This is a genomic window from Microcoleus sp. CZ3-B2 (assembly GCF_036705055.1).
Classification (GTDB): Bacteria; Cyanobacteriota; Cyanobacteriia; order Cyanobacteriales; family Microcoleaceae; genus Microcoleus.
Map to the genome: position 1 here is coordinate 15533 of NZ_JAUBTN010000063.1, position 22196 is coordinate 37728.

At 44.2% G+C, this 22196-nt stretch carries 25 protein-coding genes and 2 pseudogenes; 16 read left to right on the forward strand and 11 right to left on the reverse strand.

Annotated elements, in window-relative coordinates; genetic code table 11:
* Window positions 1–220: 220 nt before the first annotated feature.
* The 9 genes from QUA97_RS22665 to QUA97_RS22710 all read right to left on the reverse strand — a co-directional run bounded on the left by QUA97_RS22665 (window position 221) and on the right by QUA97_RS22710 (window position 7285).
* Complete coding sequence (locus tag QUA97_RS22665; RefSeq protein ID WP_333196225.1) at window positions 221–2908, reverse strand: two-partner secretion domain-containing protein; 2688 nt, start codon at window positions 2906–2908, stop codon at window positions 221–223.
* A gap of 606 nt (window positions 2909–3514) precedes the next feature.
* Entirely contained in the window at window positions 3515–3844 is a 330-nt protein-coding gene (locus tag QUA97_RS22675; protein WP_194012285.1) for a HesB/IscA family protein, read from the reverse strand.
* Between the two features lie 234 nt (window positions 3845–4078).
* A complete protein-coding gene (locus QUA97_RS22680) occupies window positions 4079–4498 on the reverse strand; it encodes a phosphomannose isomerase type II C-terminal cupin domain (RefSeq protein ID WP_194012284.1) in 420 nt (139 codons plus the stop codon).
* 362 nt (window positions 4499–4860) lie between these two features.
* Entirely contained in the window at window positions 4861–5202 is a 342-nt protein-coding gene (locus QUA97_RS22685; RefSeq protein ID WP_194067504.1) for a DUF5615 family PIN-like protein, read from the reverse strand.
* 3 nt (window positions 5203–5205) lie between these two features.
* Window positions 5206–5553 carry a DUF433 domain-containing protein gene (locus QUA97_RS22690; protein ID WP_194067505.1) on the reverse strand — a complete coding sequence of 116 codons (348 nt, stop codon included), beginning with the start codon at window positions 5551–5553 and terminating at the stop codon, window positions 5206–5208.
* Window positions 5554–5717: 164 nt separating this feature from the next.
* A complete protein-coding gene (locus QUA97_RS22695) occupies window positions 5718–6074 on the reverse strand; it encodes a type ISP restriction/modification enzyme (RefSeq protein WP_442922571.1) in 357 nt (118 codons plus the stop codon).
* Between the two features lie 163 nt (window positions 6075–6237).
* Window positions 6238–6375 (reverse strand): hypothetical protein, encoded by a 138-nt coding sequence (locus QUA97_RS22700; protein WP_194067507.1) that lies wholly within the window; start codon window positions 6373–6375, stop codon window positions 6238–6240.
* On the reverse strand, window positions 6376–6828 hold the full coding sequence (locus tag QUA97_RS22705; RefSeq protein WP_333196231.1) for a PIN domain-containing protein: 453 nt from the start codon (window positions 6826–6828) through the stop codon (window positions 6376–6378). It abuts the gene before it with no gap.
* Window positions 6806–7285: a helix-turn-helix domain-containing protein gene (locus QUA97_RS22710; RefSeq protein ID WP_333196234.1), complete on the reverse strand. Its 480-nt coding sequence runs from the start codon at window positions 7283–7285 to the stop codon at window positions 6806–6808. The genes QUA97_RS22705 and QUA97_RS22710 overlap by 23 nt, the downstream gene beginning before the upstream one ends.
* Before the next feature lie 365 nt (window positions 7286–7650).
* Here QUA97_RS22710 and gltB point away from each other — a divergent pair, with 365 nt between their 5' ends.
* From gltB to QUA97_RS22790, 16 genes and pseudogenes are all read left to right on the forward strand, one after another.
* A complete protein-coding gene (gene gltB / locus QUA97_RS22715) occupies window positions 7651–12237 on the forward strand; it encodes a glutamate synthase large subunit (RefSeq protein ID WP_333196237.1) in 4587 nt (1528 codons plus the stop codon).
* Window positions 12238–12428: 191 nt separating this feature from the next.
* Window positions 12429–13712 carry a hypothetical protein gene (locus QUA97_RS22720; RefSeq protein WP_333196240.1) on the forward strand — a complete coding sequence of 428 codons (1284 nt, stop codon included), beginning with the start codon at window positions 12429–12431 and terminating at the stop codon, window positions 13710–13712.
* Window positions 13709–14719 carry a DNA-processing protein DprA gene (locus QUA97_RS22725; RefSeq protein ID WP_333196243.1) on the forward strand — a complete coding sequence of 337 codons (1011 nt, stop codon included), beginning with the start codon at window positions 13709–13711 and terminating at the stop codon, window positions 14717–14719. Before QUA97_RS22720 ends, QUA97_RS22725 begins: the two co-directional genes overlap by 4 nt.
* A gap of 172 nt (window positions 14720–14891) precedes the next feature.
* The gene (locus QUA97_RS22730; protein WP_333196267.1) at window positions 14892–15116 is read left to right on the forward strand and encodes a DUF4926 domain-containing protein; all 225 of its coding nucleotides are present in this window, start codon (window positions 14892–14894) and stop codon (window positions 15114–15116) included.
* 57 nt (window positions 15117–15173) lie between these two features.
* A complete protein-coding gene (locus QUA97_RS22735; RefSeq protein WP_333196245.1) occupies window positions 15174–15524 on the forward strand; it encodes a hypothetical protein in 351 nt (116 codons plus the stop codon).
* Between the two features lie 6 nt (window positions 15525–15530).
* Complete coding sequence (locus tag QUA97_RS22740) at window positions 15531–15851, forward strand: RNA-binding protein (protein WP_194067513.1); 321 nt, start codon at window positions 15531–15533, stop codon at window positions 15849–15851.
* 30 nt (window positions 15852–15881) lie between these two features.
* A pseudogene (locus QUA97_RS22745) lies at window positions 15882–16298 on the forward strand (element excision factor XisH family protein).
* Window positions 16286–16630 carry a XisI protein gene (locus QUA97_RS22750; RefSeq protein WP_333196248.1) on the forward strand — a complete coding sequence of 115 codons (345 nt, stop codon included), beginning with the start codon at window positions 16286–16288 and terminating at the stop codon, window positions 16628–16630. The pseudogene QUA97_RS22745 and the gene QUA97_RS22750 overlap by 13 nt, the downstream one beginning before the upstream one ends.
* 93 nt (window positions 16631–16723) lie before the next feature.
* On the forward strand, window positions 16724–17008 hold the full coding sequence (locus QUA97_RS22755) for a hypothetical protein (RefSeq protein WP_333196251.1): 285 nt from the start codon (window positions 16724–16726) through the stop codon (window positions 17006–17008).
* On the forward strand, window positions 16998–17366 hold the full coding sequence (locus QUA97_RS22760) for a type II toxin-antitoxin system RelE family toxin (RefSeq protein ID WP_333196254.1): 369 nt from the start codon (window positions 16998–17000) through the stop codon (window positions 17364–17366). Before QUA97_RS22755 ends, QUA97_RS22760 begins: the two co-directional genes overlap by 11 nt.
* 2 nt (window positions 17367–17368) lie before the next feature.
* A complete protein-coding gene (locus tag QUA97_RS22765; protein ID WP_194067515.1) occupies window positions 17369–17617 on the forward strand; it encodes a DUF4926 domain-containing protein in 249 nt (82 codons plus the stop codon).
* Window positions 17618–17670: 53 nt separating this feature from the next.
* The gene (locus tag QUA97_RS22770; protein WP_333196256.1) at window positions 17671–18081 is read left to right on the forward strand and encodes a hypothetical protein; all 411 of its coding nucleotides are present in this window, start codon (window positions 17671–17673) and stop codon (window positions 18079–18081) included.
* On the forward strand, window positions 18081–18563 hold the full coding sequence (locus QUA97_RS22775; RefSeq protein ID WP_333090360.1) for a type II toxin-antitoxin system HicB family antitoxin: 483 nt from the start codon (window positions 18081–18083) through the stop codon (window positions 18561–18563). Before QUA97_RS22770 ends, QUA97_RS22775 begins: the two co-directional genes overlap by 1 nt.
* Entirely contained in the window at window positions 18550–18753 is a 204-nt protein-coding gene (locus tag QUA97_RS22780) for a hypothetical protein (protein ID WP_194067517.1), read from the forward strand. The genes QUA97_RS22775 and QUA97_RS22780 overlap by 14 nt, the downstream gene beginning before the upstream one ends.
* A 182-nt stretch (window positions 18754–18935) precedes the next feature.
* Window positions 18936–19184, forward strand: coding sequence for an AbrB/MazE/SpoVT family DNA-binding domain-containing protein (locus QUA97_RS22785; protein ID WP_333196260.1), 249 nt, complete (start codon window positions 18936–18938; stop codon window positions 19182–19184).
* A 65-nt stretch (window positions 19185–19249) separates the two neighbouring features.
* Window positions 19250–19533, forward strand: a pseudogene (locus tag QUA97_RS22790) (type II toxin-antitoxin system PemK/MazF family toxin).
* Window positions 19534–19750: 217 nt separating this feature from the next.
* Here the strand turns inward: QUA97_RS22790 and QUA97_RS22795 are convergent.
* Window positions 19751–20527 carry a class II glutamine amidotransferase gene (locus QUA97_RS22795; protein ID WP_333196262.1) on the reverse strand — a complete coding sequence of 259 codons (777 nt, stop codon included), beginning with the start codon at window positions 20525–20527 and terminating at the stop codon, window positions 19751–19753.
* Window positions 20528–21007: 480 nt separating this feature from the next.
* A complete protein-coding gene (locus QUA97_RS22800) occupies window positions 21008–21898 on the reverse strand; it encodes a thermonuclease family protein (protein WP_333196265.1) in 891 nt (296 codons plus the stop codon).
* Window positions 21899–22196: the final 298 nt, after the last annotated feature.

A 22196-nucleotide genomic window follows, 5' to 3' on the forward strand; every position in this document is an offset into this window, starting at 1 on the left:
ACTTAATATTGTTTGAAGAGAGGAACGAAGGAAACAATAGTATCTATTTTTGATAATTGTTACCGCCGGGATCGTCTGAAGTAAACCCTATTGCATATCGTGTCCTGTCGATTGACTAAAATTGGTTTTTGTGATAGTAATCGATCGACAATGAGATCGAAAGAAACAGAATTTTTAGGGTCTTGCTCAAAGCCCGCCGCACAAAATCGACGCGCGCTATTCAGTGGCAAACAGGCGCTCTCCCAGGGCTGTAAGGAACCACAGCAGCCGAATTCGCCACCAACTCAATCTCCCCCTTAGCATTAATTATCCAGCCTTGAGCCTCCACAATCGGCTGCTTCACGGCCTCAAAATTATGCTCGCTGCTGACTCGTTCCCTGGGACTAGGGGGCAAACCGCCGCGCCCGGTGATGACAAACCGACTTGTCCTTTGGCCTCTAGTTTGACAAGTTTGTGCAGGTGCCGGGGGAACTCCGAGGATTTCTGGTTGATTTAATCCTTTTACGGGGTCAGTATCGGGTGTTCTGAGTTCGACATTGCCGTCAATTCCTAATTCTGAACTGGCGTCGATGTCGCTGTCTAAAGATTGAAAAACGCCTTCGGCAGTAATGATAATATTTCCGCCTTGGCCTCGGACTGCGTTGGCGCGGATGTCGCTATTTTCTAAAGCAGCTACAGCCCCAGCTTCGATATTAATATTGCCGCCAGTCGCAGTTCCAGACGCATTAGTAGTAATTTGACTGTTACGACGCATTTGCAAATTTCCAGTTTGCAAGGTGATGTTGCCAAAGTTTCCGGCTTGAGTTGTGGCTGATATCGTGCCATTATTTAAACGAATTGAGTCTGCCGCAACTCTCAAATTTCCGGCCGCTCCTTTGCCGTCCGCACTGACAGTAACTTTAGCTCCATCTCTAACTATTAACTGGCCGGTTATAATATTTAAATTGCCGCCTGCACCTGCGGAATCTTTCCCCGTACTAGCAAATAGTCCGCTAGCGGCACCTTCATTGTTACCGACGATGTTTGTATTGAATAGCGAGGCTCGATCGGGGAAGTTGTGATCGCTCCCAGAGAGAACAATTTTATCAGCAGCATTCACTGTCAAATTACCAGCTTGACCGCTGCTGCGAGTTGTGGCGATCGCCTGTCCGCCACCACGAGCTTCAAAGATATTGGAGTTAATGGTGATATTTCCCCCAAGATATTCGTTCTGGGTTTGAGAGTTAACAACCGCTCCATCTGAAACTCGAAAAATATTAGTATTAATTGTAATGTCTCCACCTCTGCCACCAGCCCCTGGTTCTGTTGGAGCTAGCAAAGCACTAGATGAGTTATCTGAACCTACCCCATCAACAGTAACGAAATCAGCAGCATTCACTGTAATATTTCCAGCTCGCCCCTGCCCTTCTGTTCTGGTAACAATAACACCACCATTTGCGATCGACAGAGAGCCAGTGGTGACGCGAATATTTCCACCTTCACCGACTCCTGTTCTTTTGACACTGCTGAACAAACCGCTGGATTGTTGGAATTGAAGCACTTCGCCAGATGCGTAAATAATTTCCTGTAACGGCCCCAATCCATCCAAAACAGTATCGTTGCGGACGTAAATCTCGACATTTCCTGCATTGCCGCGTCCTTGAGTGCTAGCTGTAATCACAGCACCGTTTGTGACGAAAAGGGAACCAGTCGAGATGTTAATATTTCCTCCATTACCCACTGCTTCGTTAGCTTCCGCTCTGCTGTAAACGCCGCTGAGGTTGCCGTTAGTATCCGCACCCTCAAAGGAGCTGACATTGCGAATACGAATGTTAACATTGCCGGCATTTCCCTCTCCTAATGTGCTGGCTTTTACTTGAGCTCCATTAGTTAAAGAAAGTGTTTCGGCTGTGATATTAATATCACCCCCTTCACCAACAGCTTCGACTGTCACCAGATTGTACGCACCGCTGGGTACATCGCTGTTACCGACTCCATCAAAAGTGATAGCCCCCGTCGCATTAACATTAATGTCTCCCGCCAAGGCATCAGGCGCACCCAATATTTCCGCTATCCCCGCCTGCAGTTTACTTCCTTCTGAAAAATTCAAGTTATGAGTGTTGACAACTATATCCCCGCCACCTCCAGCGCGTACATTCACGTCAGCGCCGTTTGTGAGAGATATATTGGCTCTGGCTATCTGCGCCGGAAAATTTAAACTCACATTGTTACCGAAGGCATTCAGCCCGACAGTTTCCCCTGCTGAAACGGCCGCGAGTTCGACTCGGCCGCCCGGTGCCAAGATTTTTCCGCCGTCGAATCTCACATCGCCGCCGGCAAGTATCAGACTGTTGCCCGATCGCACTTGCAATCCGTCGGTCGATCGATTTACTATACTTCCAGAAGACTGTCCGTATTGCAGGCCCAGAGGCACGCTAACGATTAACAAAGGCGTATTTTGTCGAGCAAAAGTCGCAGAGAAATTCGCCCCACCGCCAAAATCTACAGCATTCGCCGTAGTCGCCAAAAACGAACCGCCAATATCTAACGAAGCATTCGGGCCAAAAATAATCCCGTTAGGATTGAGCAAAAATAGATTTGCAGCCCCGTTAGCCTTCAACTCGCCGTCAATATTAGAAATCGAGCCGCCGGTAACGCGGGTAAAAATATTTTGAATGTCTGCGGAATTGTTGAAAACAGCCGTGTTTCCCGTCAAAACCGAAAATTCTCGAAAACTGTGAAATAGGTTGCTTCCGGCTGTCGTACCGCCCTCTATCGAGCTGTTTTTGCCGCTGACTGTCACAGTAGAATTGACTGGCAGCGTGGCATCGGGGACGATTTGGGCTATGCTGGGGGTTATGCTGGGGGCGATCGGGTTAAAGCTACAAAATATTATACTGAACCATAATTTGCGAGTTCTCAGTTTCATTAATTAACTATTTTTAAATTAACCTTAAATTGTACTGTTTGGTGTGTTAATTGTATATAGAAATTTTGGCGGGACTTTGATTTTTTTTATAAACCGCGAAGACGCAAAGGACGCGAAGGAAGAAAAGAGAAAAAGCGTTAGATTTTTTTAGCAATATGAAAGGCGGAAAGATAGGAAGCTTTGATGCTGTGGCCGCAGTTTTTTTCTAGCGCTTCTCCCAAATTTGCTAACAAAGAATTTCTATTCTCTTCTTTCGCGTCCTTTGCGTCTTCGCGGTTCGTTCAAATTACTTATATTAAAATGCGAAATTATGCTTGAGTTTCTGCTTCAGTAAAAATAGGCGGCCACAGTTGACAAATTGGCAATTCCCAACCGGGAAAAAGTTCGGCTACTGTTAAAACATCTTCGTTTCCCAATACAATAGTTTCGCATTCCTGACGGTACTTTTGTGAGAACCGCTATATTGGAGCGATATTTTACTCTGAAAACCGCAGATTTTCAGCAGATGTAACGCGGATAAACGGAGATGATTTTAAGAAAATTTGGTTGCGAATGCCGTGGGTTTCTTGGAGATTGAAGAATTGTCTGCGACTGACTGCTGTTTGATTATTCTTTTGCAGAAAAGGAGTTGCCGCAGCTACAGCTTTGGGCTGCATTGGGATTGTGGAACCGGAAACCTCCGCCCATCAAGTCTTCTGAATAATCTAAGGTTAGTTGATTGAGATATTTTAAGTGCTGGGGGTCGATCGCTACTTGAATTCCCTCGGACTCGTATACAGTGTCTTCTGGGCTGGCGGCATCGTCAAATGCCATTGTATAGGATAAACCGGAGCAGCCGCTCGATTCTACGCCCAGACGAAATAAAGCATTGCGGTTTGAATGTTTTGACTTGAGGCGCTTTACTTCTGTGGCTGCTGTTGGGCTCAGATTAATCATGATTGGTTATTAGTTATTGGTTATTGGTTACTGGTTACTGGTTACTGGTTACTGGTTACTGGTTACTGGTTATTGGTTACTGGTTATTAGTTACTGGTTATTGGTTACTGATTATTGGTTACTGATTTGTGCGAATAACAAATAACAAACAACAAATAACAAATAACAAACAACAAATAACAAATAACAAACAACAAATAACAAATAACAAATAACAAATAACCAGTTAATCAGTTACTTGGCTTTTTCGGTGCGGGCGTAATCGTCTTGAAAGCGGATAATATCATCTTCTCCGAGATATTCGCCGTTTTGTACTTCAATTAAAATCAGGGGAATAACTCCGGGGTTTTCCAAGCGGTGAGAAATGCACTGAGGAACGTAGGTAGATTGATTTGTAAACAAAACTTGTTCTGTTTCGCCGCAGGTAACTTTTGCGGTACCGCAAACTACGATCCAGTGTTCGCTGCGGTGGTGGTGCATTTGCAGGCTGAGGCGGTGTCCGGGTTTAACTTCGATTCGCTTAATTTTATATCCAGGGCCTTCTTCTAGGGTGGTAAACGAGCCCCAAGGGCGCAATTCTGTAGCGGCTATTCCGTTGGATGCTGCTGATGCCAGCAGAGTAGATATTTGAGAAATTTCTTGAGTTTGAACCATGATTTTGACTCCTTGAGGATTGCTTTCTGAATCCTTTGGTAAACGACGTTGGGTTTTGAGGGCAGCTAATTTGTTGTTAAAATCGCAGCCCACCCGCGCGGACGAGTTAGCGAACTGTACAGTTTTACCGAGAAATCTTATCAGCCCGATCGACCTGCCTTAACAACCATAGCAAAATTACCCTAGCTACTGTCACCCGGTATGCGATCGAATTTACCAATCTACATCAACTCTTCACAGAACTTACGCATTTCAACGTAATTGTGATTAGTCACGCAGTCAAGGCTACGTACATAATCTCACAATTGCTGTGGATTTAACAAGGGCGATCGCGCCCAGGCCCCGCAAGCTACTGCTTTTTTTCACATCAAAGGACGGTTAACTCGAATCAATTTACCACTCAAAGTATTCAGGGTAGAAATAGCATCATTAATTCGCGTTGCCAGCCTTTCAAAATTCGGGTCTTCCGTGCAAACAACAATACCACTATGGTCAGAGTTTTGAAGGTGTAATCGCATGAAATGACGGCGATTTCGCGTTAAAACTGTTCGGTAATTGCTTGCAGCAAAAGCTAACACATCTTCGTCAGGAATTTGAAGATTTGCATTCCCTGCTTCCCTCGCTGTTAATACATCGTGACCCAAAGCCCGTAATAATTCTACGACTGCTAGCGGGAAGTTTTCATCTGTGTAAAAACGTGCCAACTTTTAATAAACCTCGCTTTCTTCCATAACTTCATCATTTTCTTTAATTGCCTGTTCAATTTCCTCTGGATAAGCATCAGCATAAGCCCAAGCATTTACCAAGTCAGCGGCGGTTAGATCGGGAAATGATTCTAGGATGATACCATCGGAAGCACCTAAACGTCGATCGCACACCAGTGACCAAACTGGTATGCGAGTATTGCCAACACAGGCATCGCCGCCACACACGCCGGGAGTCTTTTTAATGCCTAGAGAACCGTTGGTTAAAGTTTGAAGTAAAATTTCTATAGCGGCTGCTTTGTCGGCTGAATTTAAGGAGGCTAGATCGATTTTTAATTGGGTGAGTGTCATTATTTACTATCCCGTTTTTACAGATAGAATATTCTAGCTAAATTATAACGTAATAGGACTTACGCATAGCCCCAGAAACCGGGTTTTTTACAAAAAAACTTCGTTACTGTACACAGATTCGGTAAAAACCCGGTTTCTTTGTCGGAGTCAGTAAGTCCTGAACTTTACTCTATCGGAAAACCAGGAATCAGTCGCTCTATTTCTACCATCAGTTCCATAGTTTCTTTGAGCGCCACCACCACCTTTTGATAGTGCAGCACATCATCAAAGGACAAAGTGCGTTTGGCTTTTTTGCGGTCTTTCAGCCATTTTTCCAACACCTGATAACCGCCAATTTTAAACTCCCAAACTTCGGATGCGATGCCTTCAAGATAGTGGGTTTTGTTAATGTAAACTCGTTGTCCTGCGAGTTTATAGGTAACTTCGGTAACGGCATTGTCACCATCGCCATTCATTTTAATAATCAGCTTGTTCAGCGGTTGGGAAAAATTGCAGACAATGTATTGCTTAAAGCTATGCACTGACAATCATAACTTGTTCTCTGGTTGCCATTGCTAAAATGGCTAAAACTTTGGGAGCTAAAGGCTTCAAATCTGCCAAGCGATTGGATGGTGCTTGCAGAACAATGACCGCAATATCGAACTGTGGGAATTTTTGTGCATAGCGATCGCCCTTAACTACAATCTACGAAATATTCTCATAATAGCGTTGAATATTATCTGCAAAAACCGGAACTTCTTCCCTCAACCTGACAAGTAATTCATCAACAGTCAGGGGTGGATTTTTCAAATCCTCAACTTGTTTGCTGACTACATTAGCCATCTAATCCGGTGCAACCTCATAAAGACGATTCAGAAAAACATCGGGGTGCATAGCTGTAATTCCCCAAGTATTTAAAGACTCTCGTGGAAAATCTCTCAGGTTGGATGTAACAATAACTTGAGCTTTAGCAACTACCGCAGCCGCAGAGACATGGCGATCCCCTGGATCGTTAGTCATCTGTTGAATCAAATTCTCTGGAACTTCAACCATTGCATTAGGAAAAGCTGCCTTAAGTGCAGCCTCAAAACGCGCCGCCCTCTCACTTTTCATCCTTCCAGTATTAACAAGATTGCGAGTTGCACCGTCTAAAATTTCTTGCGACCAATATAAATCATACAACCCAATCTCCGCAGCACGAAATAGCGTATCGCGCAAGTGCATAGGAAATATCACGCAGGAATCCAAAACAACAGGATAAGGAATCAACCTGCTAGCTGTATACTCTGGTCTCATGCAATTCCTCTTCTTGGCTAAACTCAGCTAATTCCTTGAGAATTTCACGGCGCTTAACACTACGCTGCTGTTTGTATGCGATCGCACTTGCCAAACTAATCCGTCGCTGATTTCCTACTTTTCCATAGGCAATTTCCCCATCATCGAGCAATTTGACCACAAATTCTGGCGACACATTCAGCAAACTAGCAGTTTCTTCAACAGTCATATCTTGCTCAATTGGCACTAAAGATACTGCTTTACCAGCCGCCATCAAATGTGTGGCTTGACACAACAATTGATAGAGAGATTCAGGAACTGCGATTTCTTCCCCGCCCACTTCCACAAGTTTTACTTTTAATGTCTCAGAATCACCATTTTCTATCTTGAGAGATAGCATTTTATCCAACAACTTGATAGCTATTGTTTCTGCTTCTGTCGGCAAAACCGGATCTAGGAGTATTTTTTGCCCGTTCATGAAAATGTTTCCTGAATAAGTTTAATGGTATTATAATAATGATGCAAGATGTCAGTTGACATCCTAATTATTTCTCTCCCTTCTCTGACTCTGCGTTCTCTGCGTTCTCTGCGGTAAAAAAATCATTCCAATCTAGACGCGCTAATAATTAGATATTTTTTCAGCATAAATATTTAGCCCAGAGTTCCTGACACTTAACTCATCGGTTATAAATATTTTTGCACGATCGATCGCACCAGCAATAATTTTTTCCTGCATCTACCCAATGCAGTAAATCTATATATAATACATCATACTAGATCGATCGTCATCCCGCGCTCTGCTCTAGATCGCAATTTTTTGATCACTTTGAGAGACTTATCCAAATGAATAGCAACGGACTGCCAGCAAAACAAGGCCTTTACGATCCGCAGTTCGAGCACGACGCTTGCGGAGTCGGGTTCATCGTACACATGAAAGGAAACAAATCCCACGAAATCGTCGAACAGGGACTAACAATCCTGCTGAACCTCGACCACCGGGGGGCCTGCGGCTGCGAACCCAACACCGGAGACGGAGCGGGAATTTTGATGCAAGTGCCGCACAAATTCATGAAAAAAGTAACGGCGGCCCTCAACATCCAACTTCCAGAAGCCGGCGAGTACGGAGTTGGCGCGATTTACTCATCGCCAAATCAGACGGAACGGGAAAACGGCCAGCGCATATTTGAGGAAATCGCGGCAGAAGAAGGCCAAGAAGTGCTCGGCTGGCGCGAAGTTCCCACAGACAACTCATCCCTCGGTGACACCGCCAAATCTAGCGAACCCTTCATGCAGCAAGTGTTCCTCCGGCGCGCCGCAGGTATCGACGAGGCTGCCTTCGAGCGGAAACTGTACGTCATCCGCAAACGCGCTCACAACGCCATCCGCAGGACGGAAGTAGACCCCTATTGGTATAATTCCACACTCTCCTGCCGGACGATCGTCTATAAAGGTATGTTAATGCCCGTGCAAGTGGGAGATTACTATCCCGAACTGCACGACCCCGACATGGAAAGCGCTCTAGCCCTAGTTCACTCGCGCTTCAGCACCAATACTTTTCCGAGCTGGGAACGATCGCACCCTTACCGGTACATCGCCCACAACGGCGAAATCAACACCATGCGCGGCAACATCAACTGGATGCACGCGCGGCAATCCTTGTTCGAGTCGGAGTTGTTCGGAGACGATTTAAAGAAAATCCCGAATTTAATCAACATCGAAGGTAGCGACTCGACAATCTTTGACAACGCTTTGGAATTGCTATATTTGGCCGGGCGTTCTTTACCCCACGCCGTAATGATGATGATTCCCGAACCTTGGACGGCCCACGAGTCCATGAGTGACGAGAAAAAAGCTTTCTACGAATACCATTCCTGCTTGATGGAACCTTGGGACGGCCCAGCTTCCATAGCATTTACCGATGGTACATCGATCGGCGCAGTGCTCGATCGCAACGGTTTGCGCCCTTCCCGCTACTGCGTCACCAAAGACGACTTAGTAATTATGGCATCCGAAGCCGGAGTTTTGCCGATCGCCCCAGAAAGAATCCTATCAAAAGGCCGCCTGCAACCGGGGCGGTTGTTCCTAGTAAATACTGAGGAAGGCCGCATCGTTTCTGACGAAGAAATTAAGACCAAAATCGCCACAGAACACCCGTACCGCCAGTGGATTGACCAGCACATGGTCGAGATTGCCAAACTCCCAGATGCGCCAGCAGTCGCAGAATCCGACCCCGAAACATTGATCCAGCGCCAAATGGCCTTTGGCTACACCTTTGAAGAACTGCGGTTGCTGTTAGCGCCGATGGCAACAAACGGCGTGGAAGCTGTCGGGGCGATGGGCGCGGATACGCCGCTAGCCGTGCTTTCCAACAGACCAAAGCTGCTTTACGAATACTTCCAGCAACTGTTTGCTCAAGTTACCAATCCGCCGATCGATTCGATCCGCGAAGAAATTGTCACTTCTGCCGAAACGACGATCGGCGCTGAAGGCAATTTGCTCAAACCGCAACCGGAAAACTGTCATTTAATCGAACTGAAAACACCAATTCTCAGCAATGAAGAATTGGCCAAACTCAAACAGGTAAATACAGGTAATTTCCGCTCTACTACACTGCCAATTTTGTTCGACCCAAAAACCGGAGTAAAAGGTCTAGAACAGGCATTAGAAGATGTATTTGCAGCCGCAGATAGCGCGATAGCCTCTGGGGTGAATATCATCATTTTGAGCGATCGGGGTATCAGTCCAGACAAAGCCCCAATTCCGGCGCTGCTGGCAGTTGCGGGCCTGCACCACCACTTGATCCGTCAAGGTACGCGCACGCGGGCGGGACTCGTTCTCGAATCCGGCGAACCGCGAGAAGTGCACCATTTTGCAACTTTAATCGGCTATGGTTGCGGTGCAATTAATCCCTATTTGGCCTTCGAGACGATCGCCGATTCGATCAAACAAGGTTTGCTGCTAAATGTCGATTACAAAACAGCTTGCAAAAATTACATCAAAGCCGCCACCAAAGGCGTGACCAAAGTTGCCTCAAAAATCGGGATTTCCACAATTCAAAGTTATCGCGGCGCGCAGATTTTTGAAGCAATTGGCTTGAACAAATCCGTAGTCGATAAATACTTTGCTTGGACAGCTTCCCGGATTGAAGGTGTAGACTTGGAAGTCATCGCCCGAGAAGCAATTTTGCGCCACACCCACGCCTTCCCCGAACGCCCCAGCAGCGGACATACTCTCGATGTCGGCGGCGAATATCAGTGGCGAAAAGAAGGCGAGGCGCATTTGTTTAGCCCGCAGACAATTCACGCGCTACAACAAGCAGTTCGCGAAGGAAGTTACCCGCTTTTCCAAAAGTATTCCGCCCTGGTAAACGAACAAAACCAGCAGCATTTTACCTTGCGCGGTTTGTTGCAATTCAAGCAGCGGGAATCAATCCCGATTGAGGAAGTCGAACCCGTAGAATCTATTCTCAAACGCTTCAAAACTGGGGCGATGAGTTACGGTTCAATTTCCCAAGAAGCCCACGAATCTTTGGCTGTAGCGATGAACCGCATTGGTGGTAAATCGAACACTGGTGAAGGCGGCGAAGATCCGGAAAGATATACTTGGACAAACGATCGCGGCGACTCGAAAAACAGCGCGATCAAACAAGTTGCTTCCGGGCGTTTCGGCGTTACCAGCTTGTATCTTTCCCAAGCCAAGGAACTGCAAATCAAGATGGCGCAGGGGGCAAAACCCGGAGAAGGCGGACAGTTACCGGGTAAAAAAGTATACCCGTGGATTGCGAAAGTACGGAACTCGACTCCTGGTGTGGGTTTGATTTCGCCTCCTCCTCACCACGACATTTATTCGATCGAGGATTTGGCCGAATTGATTCACGACTTGAAAAATTCCAACCGGGAAGCGCGGATTAGCGTCAAATTGGTGTCGGAAGTGGGAGTCGGGACGATCGCCGCTGGGGTTGCGAAGGCCCACGCCGATGTGGTATTGATTTCCGGCTACGACGGCGGTACCGGCGCATCGCCACAAACTTCGATCAAACACGCGGGATTACCTTGGGAGTTGGGATTGGCCGAAACTCATCAAACTTTGGTACTCAATAATCTCCGCAGCCGGATTGTTGTCGAAACCGACGGACAAATGAAAACAGGCCGCGATGTAGCAATTGCTGCCTTGCTTGGTGCGGAGGAATTCGGATTTGCTACCGCGCCGCTGGTGACATTGGGCTGCATCATGATGCGCGTATGTCACCTGAACACTTGCCCGGTGGGTGTTGCAACCCAAGATCCGCTGCTGCGGAAAAACTTTACCGGCGATCCGGATCACACGGTAAACTTTATGACCTTCGTCGCCCAGGAAGTCCGGGAAATTATGGCGCAGTTGGGTTTCCGCACGCTGAATGAAATGGTGGGGCGGACTGATGTTTTGGAACCTCAGCAAGCTGTGGCGCATTGGAAAGCTAAGGGTTTGGATTTCTCGAAAATCCTTTACCAGCCGGATGTTGGGGCGGATGTCGGGCGCTACTGTCAGATGGCGCAGGATCACGGGTTGTCCAAGTCGATGGATATCAGTGTACTGCTGGATTTGTGCAAAGGTGCGATCGAAAACGGCGAAAAAGTGCACGCCAAACTGCCGATTACCAACATCAACCGCGTTGTCGGCACAATTCTCGGCAACGAAATCACCAAACGCCACTGGGAAGGTTTACCCGACGACACGGTGCACCTGCACTTCCAAGGTAGCGCTGGGCAAAGCTTTGGCGCATTCGTACCCAAGGGAGTCACCCTGGAGCTCGAAGGCGAAGCTAACGACTATTTGGGCAAGGGCCTCAGCGGCGGCAAGATTATCTTGTATCCGTCGCCAGCTTCTACCTTTGTCGCAGAGGAAAATGTGATTGTCGGCAACGTGGTGCTTTACGGAGCCACCGCTGGTGACGTTTTCATCCGGGGGATGGCGGGCGAACGTTTTGGGGTGCGTAACTCCGGCGTGAATGCAGTAGTTGAAGGTGTGGGCGATCACGGTTGCGAGTACATGACTGGCGGCAAGGTTGTAGTTTTGGGTGAAACCGGGCGCAATTTTGCAGCGGGAATGAGTGGCGGTGTTGCTTATATTTTGGATGAGGCGGGGGATTTTGCTACTCGCTGCAATATGTCGATGGTGGATTTGGAAAAATTGGAGGATGTTGAGGAGATTGCTGATTTGCGGCTGATGCTTCAAACTCATGTTGATTTGACTGGAAGTGCGAAAGCGTCGAAGGTTTTGGCAAATTGGGATGCGATGCTGCCGGTGTTTGTGAAGGTGATGCCGCGGGATTACAAGCGGGTGTTGCAGGCCATTGAAAGGGCGATCGCATCGGGTTTAAGCGGTGATGATGCGCTGACGGCTGCGTTTGAAGAAAATGCTCGCGATGTCGCCCGAATTGGCGGCAGTTAGGGTTTAAAATGAAGTCTAAAAAGGGGTTGAAGCCCCTTTTTAGACTCACACTACCTATGCCGCGTATTCGGTTTTTATAGGTTTAGTGCAATACACTCACTGGTAATAGTACGAGCAACTTTGAGAATTCCATGATTAGAATTCCCAGGAACAACAGGGTATTAGCCGAGCGTAAAATTTTGTTAATAGACTTGGATGGAACTTTAACAAATACCGCAGATATCGCATTGAAAGCCATGAAAGATGGGCAGCAGCAAACAGATTTAGCACGGATTGAAATCTTTGAGGGTGCTAGAGAATTTATTTCCGAAGCAACAGGTCTGGGATTTCAGTGTATTATTGTCTCTGATTCGCATCCCAAATATGTCAATACAATTGTCAAAGAGTATTTTAGTAATGTTTCTCCACTGTCGCTTGCAGATAAACCTAATACCTTAAAGACTCTTAATTTTTTGCGTTCGCAAAACATAGAAATTTCCGATAGCAATTGTTACGTGCTTGGTGACTCTTGGTTAGATATTGAACTGGGTCGAGGACTAGGAGTACCAACAGTCTTAACTGCATTCTATGAAGCAACAAATTTAGAGATTAGAGACGGGATTGGTGATTATGTTAAAAACATTAAGAGCGGTTCTACATACTACGCTGAGAGTTATGATGAGATCCTAAATATTCTGAGGAATCCTTTGCAGAATTTGCTGTGCTTGGAAGCTGGTTGCAGGGGTGCGATAAGTTACTTAGCAAGGAAACCGCGTCGTGATGACTTTCTGGCAGGAAGCTTCACTGCTCACAGAATTTTGGCTAGGCAGTCTCAGGGTGAGTGCGATAAATACCATACTACGGAGAAATACTTCGAGTTCAATCGGGCGGATAGAAGCAGAGAGTTATTATTTACACTTCGGGATTCTGTCATAACTTATGTAGACCGTATCCTAGAGCAAAGATCCTTTTCATGGGATATATTTACCTATGTGCCGGACAAGCAGACAACGCAACCAGCGAATAAAATGGGGGAATTGTTTGACCTCATTGTTGAACTTGTTGGACAGAGGACAGCCTCATTGAACTGCCTCAGTATATTTGAGTGGAATGAGGGGGTGGATTCTTCAACTCGCAGACAACCTTCAGCAGGCGATCGGCGGAGGTTCGTGCGTAGTAACCTTATCTTGCAGGATGGAGTGAATGTCAATGGCAAAAATGTCATAATAATTGATGATCAGTACACTACTGGAGCTACAGCAGATGCTCTGGCAGAGAACCTACGTGCTAGAGGAGCAAAGAATATTCTATTTATTGCTTTGTTTCATCTGATAACACCTGTGAACAGTAGTAAACTCTGTCCTAAGTGTGTAGTAAATGGCCTGAATAAACAACTACAAGTAAAGATAAATAGGGAAACTGGTAGTAAGTTTTATTCCTGCGTTTTGCCTAGATATGGTGGCGATGGATGCGGATACACGGAGAACATAGTATGAAACGAAATTCGGAACTAAGCTTGATTATTCTCGCATTCTCTCTTCTCAAGGGAGTCGGGGCTGTATTTGTCAAGAAAAGTCTGGTTACTATACAAAATAGTTACCATTATTGGTCAAGTGCGAATGCTAATGCTAGCCTTACTAAACTTCTAGCATTGGTGGGAAAAAAGTATTCAGCTTTAGAAATTGAAAAAGCTATTTCTCAAGCTGAGGATATACTAGCTGAATGTGAATCTCATCAAATTGGTTTCACTTCTGTTGTAGATGCAAACTATCCTAAGAAGCTTTTGGATTTAAAAGATCCTCCACCGATAGTTTTTTTTAGGGGAAACCTATCTTTACTAGATAAAGATGTAGTTACTCTAATTGGGACAAGGAAGCCAAATGAAAATGGCAAAATAATTGCCGAACGAGTTGGTAGATATTTTTCCTCAAGAGGTTGGGTGATCTGTAATGGTTTAGCTGATGGCATAGACACTTTTTCAATTCTAGATCGTGACAACAATTGCTTTGCAGAGGTAATCGGAGTGGTAGGCAGTGGATTAGCTAAACCCTCTTTCCGATCTTTGCCAAAGCAGTCGGAAATTAATATTGAACGCATCTTGACAAATGGTGGGCTTGTTGTCTCTGAAATTCCTCCTTTGAAGAAGCAAGATACTTTTTCGGTTGTGAAATCTTGTCGAATTCAAGCAGGGCTTGGAGCAGGTTTGATTCTTATCCAAAGTTCTATTGACGGAGGCTCACGTTTCACTGTGAAAGCTTCTGTTGAGTCTAACAGACCCTTGGGAATCATACATCCTGTGGAAACAGATATGCACCGGGATGATTATAGTGCTAATATAAAAATCATTAAATATGGGATTCAAGGGTTAAATGAGTTTGTAGAGTTAAAAAACAGCAAAAACTCCAGCTCTAAAATTGTGGTTTTATTAACTAAACAGTCATATCCCGTGCTTGAATCAGCTCTAAAAGAGGAGAAGATGTCAAACTTATTGCTCACTATGTAGAAGTAATTTTCTACTAATGCGGTTAACTTCGGAGAAACAATTAAACAAATATTCCGACATAGAATTTATGAGCTGTGAATTTGAGGACGACTAATGTTACATATTGAATTTGACGGGCATTTTACCTGTTTGATTAAGTTGATTCCCGATTAACAGGTTAACAGAGGAGGATATAAAGTATCAGCTTTATTCAGATGTCATCTTGCTGTGCAACCTTCCAGAAGAAGGACTTTATGCCGGCGATATCGGTACAGTTTTAGAACAGCATCACGTTGAGGGACTAGAAACAGGTTATAGCGTTGAGTTTTTCGATCTGTTGGGAAACACAGTAGCAGTTGCGACACTACCTGGAAGTTATTTGCGATTTAATGGAGCGATCGCAACCGATCGCAATTGAACTCACCCTCGAATTGCTGTTGCCCCACCCGTTTGATATAATGTTGTTAATAGATACATGACATCCGATAATTCTACTCAGACAGTCACAATTTATAAAGCTCCCCAGCCAGGGTTAGCGCAAAAATTATTGCGAGATGGTTTTCAGCCAGCAGACTTTCCAAACAATCCACCCTACGAAAATGGCAAGTGCTACTTCGCAGCCCCCGATTCGAGAAGTCTGGCTGAAGAATATAACAATCATTACCAGCAAGGAATATTGGAGGTGATAATAGACAAGCAAACCTACGAGATAACCTTTAAGCCACTGGAAAAATTCTATCAGGGCGGCCCAAGTATTGAACTAGCAATCCCGCACAATCTTTTTCCCCTTTTGAATCAGTTTCCGAGAATCCTAAAACAGCAATAGTTGACTATGAATCAAGAATTTTGGAACTCGATCGAGTCCAAGTATCCACTTGGAAAACTAATATACGGCAAAGTTGAATTTCATGCACCTTTTGGAGTGTTTGTCAATCTTGGTGATGCAGAAGTAAAAGGACTTATTCAAATTTCCGACTTTCTCGATACCGGATCGATGACAGCAGAAATGTATCCCGATATTGATTCGCCTGTTGGTGCTGTTGTCATTGGCTACACTAAAGACGATCGCAAACAAGTTTGGTTGAGCGTGAAACCCAGTGTTCTACAAAAATCCCTTGTCAAGTTAAAAATTCCTGTGGCAAGTCAGCTATAATACTCATTTATTTTAGTCTATAATAAGCCTATGCCCAAGCTAGACATCATCCACTACGCTGTCAAAAACGCACTGATCAAAGACGGCTGGACGATTACTGACGATCCCTATGTAATTCAGTATCGCAGAACAACGCTGTACGCCGATCTCGGTGCGGAACAACCCATTGCTGCTGAACGGCCGGGACAGAAACTTGTAGTTGAAGTGAAAAGCTTTATCGGTGCGTCAAAAATACAAGATTTAAAAGAAGCTCTCGGTCAATAGGACATCTATCTTTACTTGTTAGAGGAAACTGCACCCGATCGCAAACTTTACGTCGCAGTTAGTGCGATCGCATATAAAACCTTCTTCACTCAAGATGCGATTCAATTAATTGTAAACAGACACCAACTTCCGCTAATTGTCGTCAATACAGAAGTAGAGGAAATTGTGCAATGGATAAACTAACTGAGTATCCCAAGCTAATCAAACGGATTTTAACCGAGTATGTAGAATTGTCTAATCGCCATCCCCAACCAGACATCGAAACATTCTTAATTACCGACGAAGAAAACGGTCATTATATGTGGATGAATCTGGGCTGGCAAAAGGGAGAACGTATTACCGGGATGACTGTTTACGTTCGGATTCGCGATGGTAAATTCTGGATCGAAGAAGACTGGACAGAAGATGGGATTGCAACGGATTTGGTGCGTGCAGGGGTTCCCAAGGAAGATATTGTGTTGGCATTTCACGAGCCTGGAATGCGACAGTACACAGATTTTGCAGTAGTTTCCTAGTAATTTATCAAACTTTGAATTGCTGTTGACCCACCCCTTTGATATAATGTTGTTACTAGATTGTAGAATAGCAATCAAAAAAAAGAGATCATTATGACCGTCGAACAAGCCATTTTGGAAAATGTGAAGGTCTTATCGCCAGACCAACAACAAGAAGTCTTAGCTTTCATCAAATTCTTGCAGTCCGATAAATGGGAAGATATCTATAAAGGACGCTTCAAAGAAATGCAACAAAAAATTCGTCAAAACACTGATATCGATCCCGATGATGACCCCACTGAAACTGTCATCGAAGGGATTCAGCAAGGCTTCCATGAGGCAATTACCGGACAAACTCTCCCCTTGTCTCAACTGTGGGATGGCATCGATGACAATTGAGCGACAACCGATCCAAATTGAACTCACCCCCCGATTTCAAAGAGACTTGCGAAATTTAGGCAAACGCTATCGCAACATTCGCAAAGATATTCAGCCTGTAATCGAACAACTTCAAGCGGGGGAACTTCCGGGCGATCGCATTCCGGGAATGGAGTACGAAATTTTCAAAGTCAGAATTAAAAACAGCGACATTCAAAAAGGCAAAAGTGCTGGCTACCGTGCTATTTATTACCTCAAAACTAGCGATTCGATCGTTTTGGTGACTATCTATTCTAAATCAGACCTATCAGACATCGCCGCCGAAACAGTTCGAGAAATTTTAGCCCAATACGAGCAAAAATTTCCTGAATCAGAATAATTATGAACTATCGACTTTATTCGGATGTCATCTTGCTGTGCAACCTTCCAGAAGAAGGACTTGATACCGGCGATATCGGTACAGTTGTGGAACAGCATCACGTTGAAGAACTAGAAACAGGTTATAGCGTTGAATTTTTCGATCTGTTTGGAAATACTGTAGCAGTTGCGACGCTACCTGGAAGTTATTTGCGATCGCCCACAAGTGCAGACCGACCTACAGTTAGACTGGTTAATAGTTTGGCTGCGTAAGTAGAGGCAATTGTGGAAGGGATAAATTAACAAATTAAAGCCACTCGAATAAAATGACAAAAAAAGGTGCAATAAGTGGCAGACCCTTCAATCCATCAAAAGCGGGCGGAAAAATTCTCAACTTATCTTATCAAAATGTTAAAATTACTGATAAAGGCGTTTCCTTAGTTGAAGCTCATGTTCGCAGATTTAATCCAGTTGGTGAAGCTGAGCTAAAAATGGTAGAAAGGTTAAGAAGTATCGCTACTCAAACCCTTGTTGCTGAGCCTGTTGATTTACGCTTCTATACTCACGAGTTGCGCGAGTATCTGAGGTATAAAAAACTAGGCTATCCAACGGGACAGCCAACAAACCCCGACGATGCTTATGAACTTTGGAACAATGCTCATACAGCTACTCTTGAAGATTATAAATTAAAAGAAGGATTCGGTATTTTATTTCATCCAAGCGTAGAGGACTTTTAATGAAAAACCTAACTCAATTAACCCAGCTAGAATTAGTGCTGCTGGAATTAGTAGCTAAAGGTCAAGGAAAGTGGAGTTGGTACGAACTCGCCAATGCACTTTCTCGTCGAGATGTACCGCGAGAACCTGACATGATGGTGGTCTTAAAAAAGCTGGCTGCTGATGGCTTTGTTAAACGATATATCGAAACAGGTTCGCCGCGCGACAGATGGGAATTGACAGCGGAAGGGTCAATTTTGCTGACAGACGCAGCCGCAAATCGGCAGCGCGAAAGTATGCGTTATGCAATTGCGATTAAAAAAGCCAACAGCAATTATTCTGCTTACGTTCTAGATTTACCGGGATGTGCGGCAACAGGTACAACTCTCGAAGAGGTAGAACAGCAAATTAAAGAAGCAATAGTCTTGCACTTGGAAGAGTTGCGACAAGCAGGTTCGTTTATTCCTGAACCGAGGACTTTGTGCAAATATGTTGAAGTTTAACTTAGAAACTAATTTTGTAGTTTGCATTAACAATCAAGATTATCCAGTATCCTTGGAATTGCGAAAAATCTATCAGGTGATACCGGATATTCGCGCTGCGAAACATCAATATATCCGAGTTATTGATGAATCAGGCGAAGATTATTTGTATCCAGTTGCATATTTTGTGCCGCATTGCCGAAAGCCGTAGCAGCCGTATTTGCATAGCCCACCCGGCGGTTGAAACCAATTTTTTGACTTTTTAGACACTACCTGCAGTCATGATGTTGTCCGAAGGCGATCGCCCTTAAAATATTTACAAAACTAAATCTGGTATACGATTTATATCTAGCTGTTATAATAGATAAACCTGAGCATTAAAATCGCAAATGTATGACAGCAAAAATACACATCAGCAACTTGGGTAATTCCTTAGCTTTGCCAATACCAGACTATATTGTAAAATTGTTCAACCTGAAAGCAGATGATTCCGTAATTTGCAGTATAGAAAATGGAAAAATGGTCATAGAGCCTGTAAATCATAAAATTTCAAAATACACCTTAGATGAACTATTAGCAGGCGAAATAGAACCCAGCGAAGAAATCTCTTGGGGAAAACCAGAAGGAGAAGAAGTTTGGTAAACTACATCCCCGAACGAGGTCATTTCATTCGCCTCAATTTCGATCCTCAAGCAGGACACGAACAAATGGGTACTCGACCTGCACTGGTTGTGAGTCAAACTAAATTTAACCGAAAATGGGGTTTGTGTTTGTCTGTCCCATTAGCACCACACAGCGCAAAAATCCGTTTTATGTTGCCATTCCAGAAGGTGAAGCGGTGACAGGTGTAATTATGACTGATCAACTACGTTCTCTAGATTATCGCGCAAGGCAGGCAAGTTTGATTGGTGAATGTCCAGAAGATTTAGTTAAGGAAGTATTGAAACGAATTGAACCTATTTTGTTTGAAAATATGACTGTTTATGAGTAGTTAATCATCAATAATACGGTAATTGTTAAGATTGCGATCGGCGATCGCATCTAGTAACCAGGCTCTATCTGGGAACCAGTAACGACGTTTCACAGAAACACAAAGGCACAGTATGAAAGCGATTGAAACCACTGGAACAATTGACTGTCGAGGGATGCTTTGTATCGATCGCCCGTGCGGACTTTAGTCAGTTATTTTTTGCGGATTAAAGTCCGCACTACGAACCGGATATCACAGGTAAACCATCCTGAAATACCAGCAATTGTCCCGGTTGAATTTGCGTCCAAACTTCATCATCAGTCAGCGGAAAAGTAGCAATAACCGCCACGCGATCGCCTTCCTGTGTCAATTCCCGGAAATCCACAGTTACATCTTCATCGATCGAGTGCGCCCTAGCAAAAGGTGCTTGTCGCACAATATAATGCAGATTAGTAGAACAGTGTGTAAATAAATGTTCTCCATCAGAAAGTAAATAGTTAAAAATTCCGTGCGCTGCCAAAGTTTTAGTAATTTCGTTCAGAACATCGTAAATTTCCCTCAAAGCAGGCTTGTTTTGAGGGAAACTTTCTCGCAACTTTTCTAATATCAAACAAAAGGCTTTTTCGCTGTCAGTTTTGCCTACAGCTTGATAAAATCCCGCACTTTCAGGATGAAAATTTTCCAGATTACCGTTGTGAGCAAACACCCAATAGCGCCCCCAAAGTTCGCGAATAAAAGGATGGCAATTTTCCAGAGAAATTTCGCCTTGAGTAGCTTTGCGAATATGAGCAATCACGTTAGTTGAATGAATGGGATAGCGGCGCACTAATTCAGCAACCGGAGAATCAATAGCAGGTTTAGAGTCTATAAAAAGGCGACATCCCAAACCTTCAAAAAAAGCAATTCCCCAACCGTCTTGATGAACGTCAGTTCTGCCGCCTCTTGCAGAAAAACCCTCAAAAGAGAAGCAAATATCGGTTGGAACATTGCAGTTCATTCCCAGTAATTGACACATGGCTTTGACCTCTCTGGAGTTGGGATTGATGGCGCAGCTCTTGGTAGCTACAGATTGGTAATGATAGTATTATAGTATAAATTGATTTAGTTTCATAAAAAAAACAGAATAATTTGGAATTTTTAACCGCAATGCTACTGAAATAAAAACAATGGATGAATCGAAGCTATCCGGTTCGCTTGGAAGCATCTCTGGCTTTGCAAAAAGCATTTTTTTACGACTTGCGAAAGGAACCGCTGGCGGGGATTGTATAGCAAGCAACCGGGGAACCTCGCACTACAAATTCTTTCGGATAGATGCAGCCCTGCTAAGTAAGTCGGTGGGGAAAAACACAACTGTGTTAAGAAAGATAAATGAGGCTCAAACCCCAATCCCTCCTGCATTCTGTCTCCTGACTCCTGCCTCATCCCAACTACAAATATTTACGCCTTTCTACTTATTTGTCCGTTTTTTTTTATTCAATTCATGTAAAAGTAAATTTTATGGAGGGAAATCAGAAAATTGTTTGAGATTGTTTAAAACTATTTGAGGCTTACCTTTGTATTGTTCTATCTTACCGCTGATATACACATATCCCCGTCCCATACCCGCATAACGCTTCTCGATTAGCCGCTTCAAGGGAGCCTTTTCATCAGTTTTAGCATCAGGTATCCACAAATCTAATCTGTGATACGAGGAACCCGCATAAATTCTAGCATGACCGCCGATCCATTGATTAATTCCAGACAGTAAATCGCAGAAAATAGTAATAGGTTTAGCTGTCTCAGAAGCTGCTAAAATTTTCTGGTAGTGCAACCTCACAGAAAGCGCTTCTGTAGTTGCTTCACACAAGCGAAAATCTTCAACAATCGAGCCGCGCATCCACCACCAAGGCAGTAAAATAGTATAGTTGCGACAGGGAATTTTGGCATTGGTAATCGGATTCCAAATCATCAGATTGTAAGCTTTTGCCGCCGATTCTGCCTCAGTCATTGGTCGGTGATACAATCGGGAGCGCCCGTATTTGACAAAGTAGGGACTCCAGCCTTGTTGAATCAGTTTGAGGTTGTAATTTTCTCCATCTTTATGTACGTAACAGAGGAGACGGCCGTAGTTGTCGCGATGTTTTTCTAGAGCAAGTTTAACCGGATCGTCTGTATCAAATTCTATGTCAATTTGAGCAAATTTACCATCGGCTGTAGTGAAGTATTTTTTAGCCATTTCCGAAGCTGCTTTGCCGGCTGCTGTAACAGGTTTTGAACTGTTGGAGTAACTTTCTTCTGTATCGACGCAAATCAGCCGCAGAGACTCGGTTTTGCCGTCGAGAGAAATTTTGATGCTGTCGCCATCAACTACTTGAGTTACTTGCAGGTTCTGAATTCTGGTTGCCATATTTTGAACCTTGTTGGACTTGAGACTAAATTCGCATATTTAGGCTAAATTGTACATGAGTTTGCTGCCCAAAGCAATTAGTGAGAACTCAGAAGCGTCAAGTGCACGCAAAAACACCCTACCGATTAGTGTTGGTATTTTTGATATTGATTTTTGCAAGTTGCTGCGTAACTTATTAAGTCTGGGAAAAAAGCCCTAAAATCTGATTCAAGCTGCTGATAATTATAGTCATTTCAAATAAGTATGAGACTATTTAAAAATGAGGTAAAATGAATAAAAATAGTGAAGCTGCTAGGAA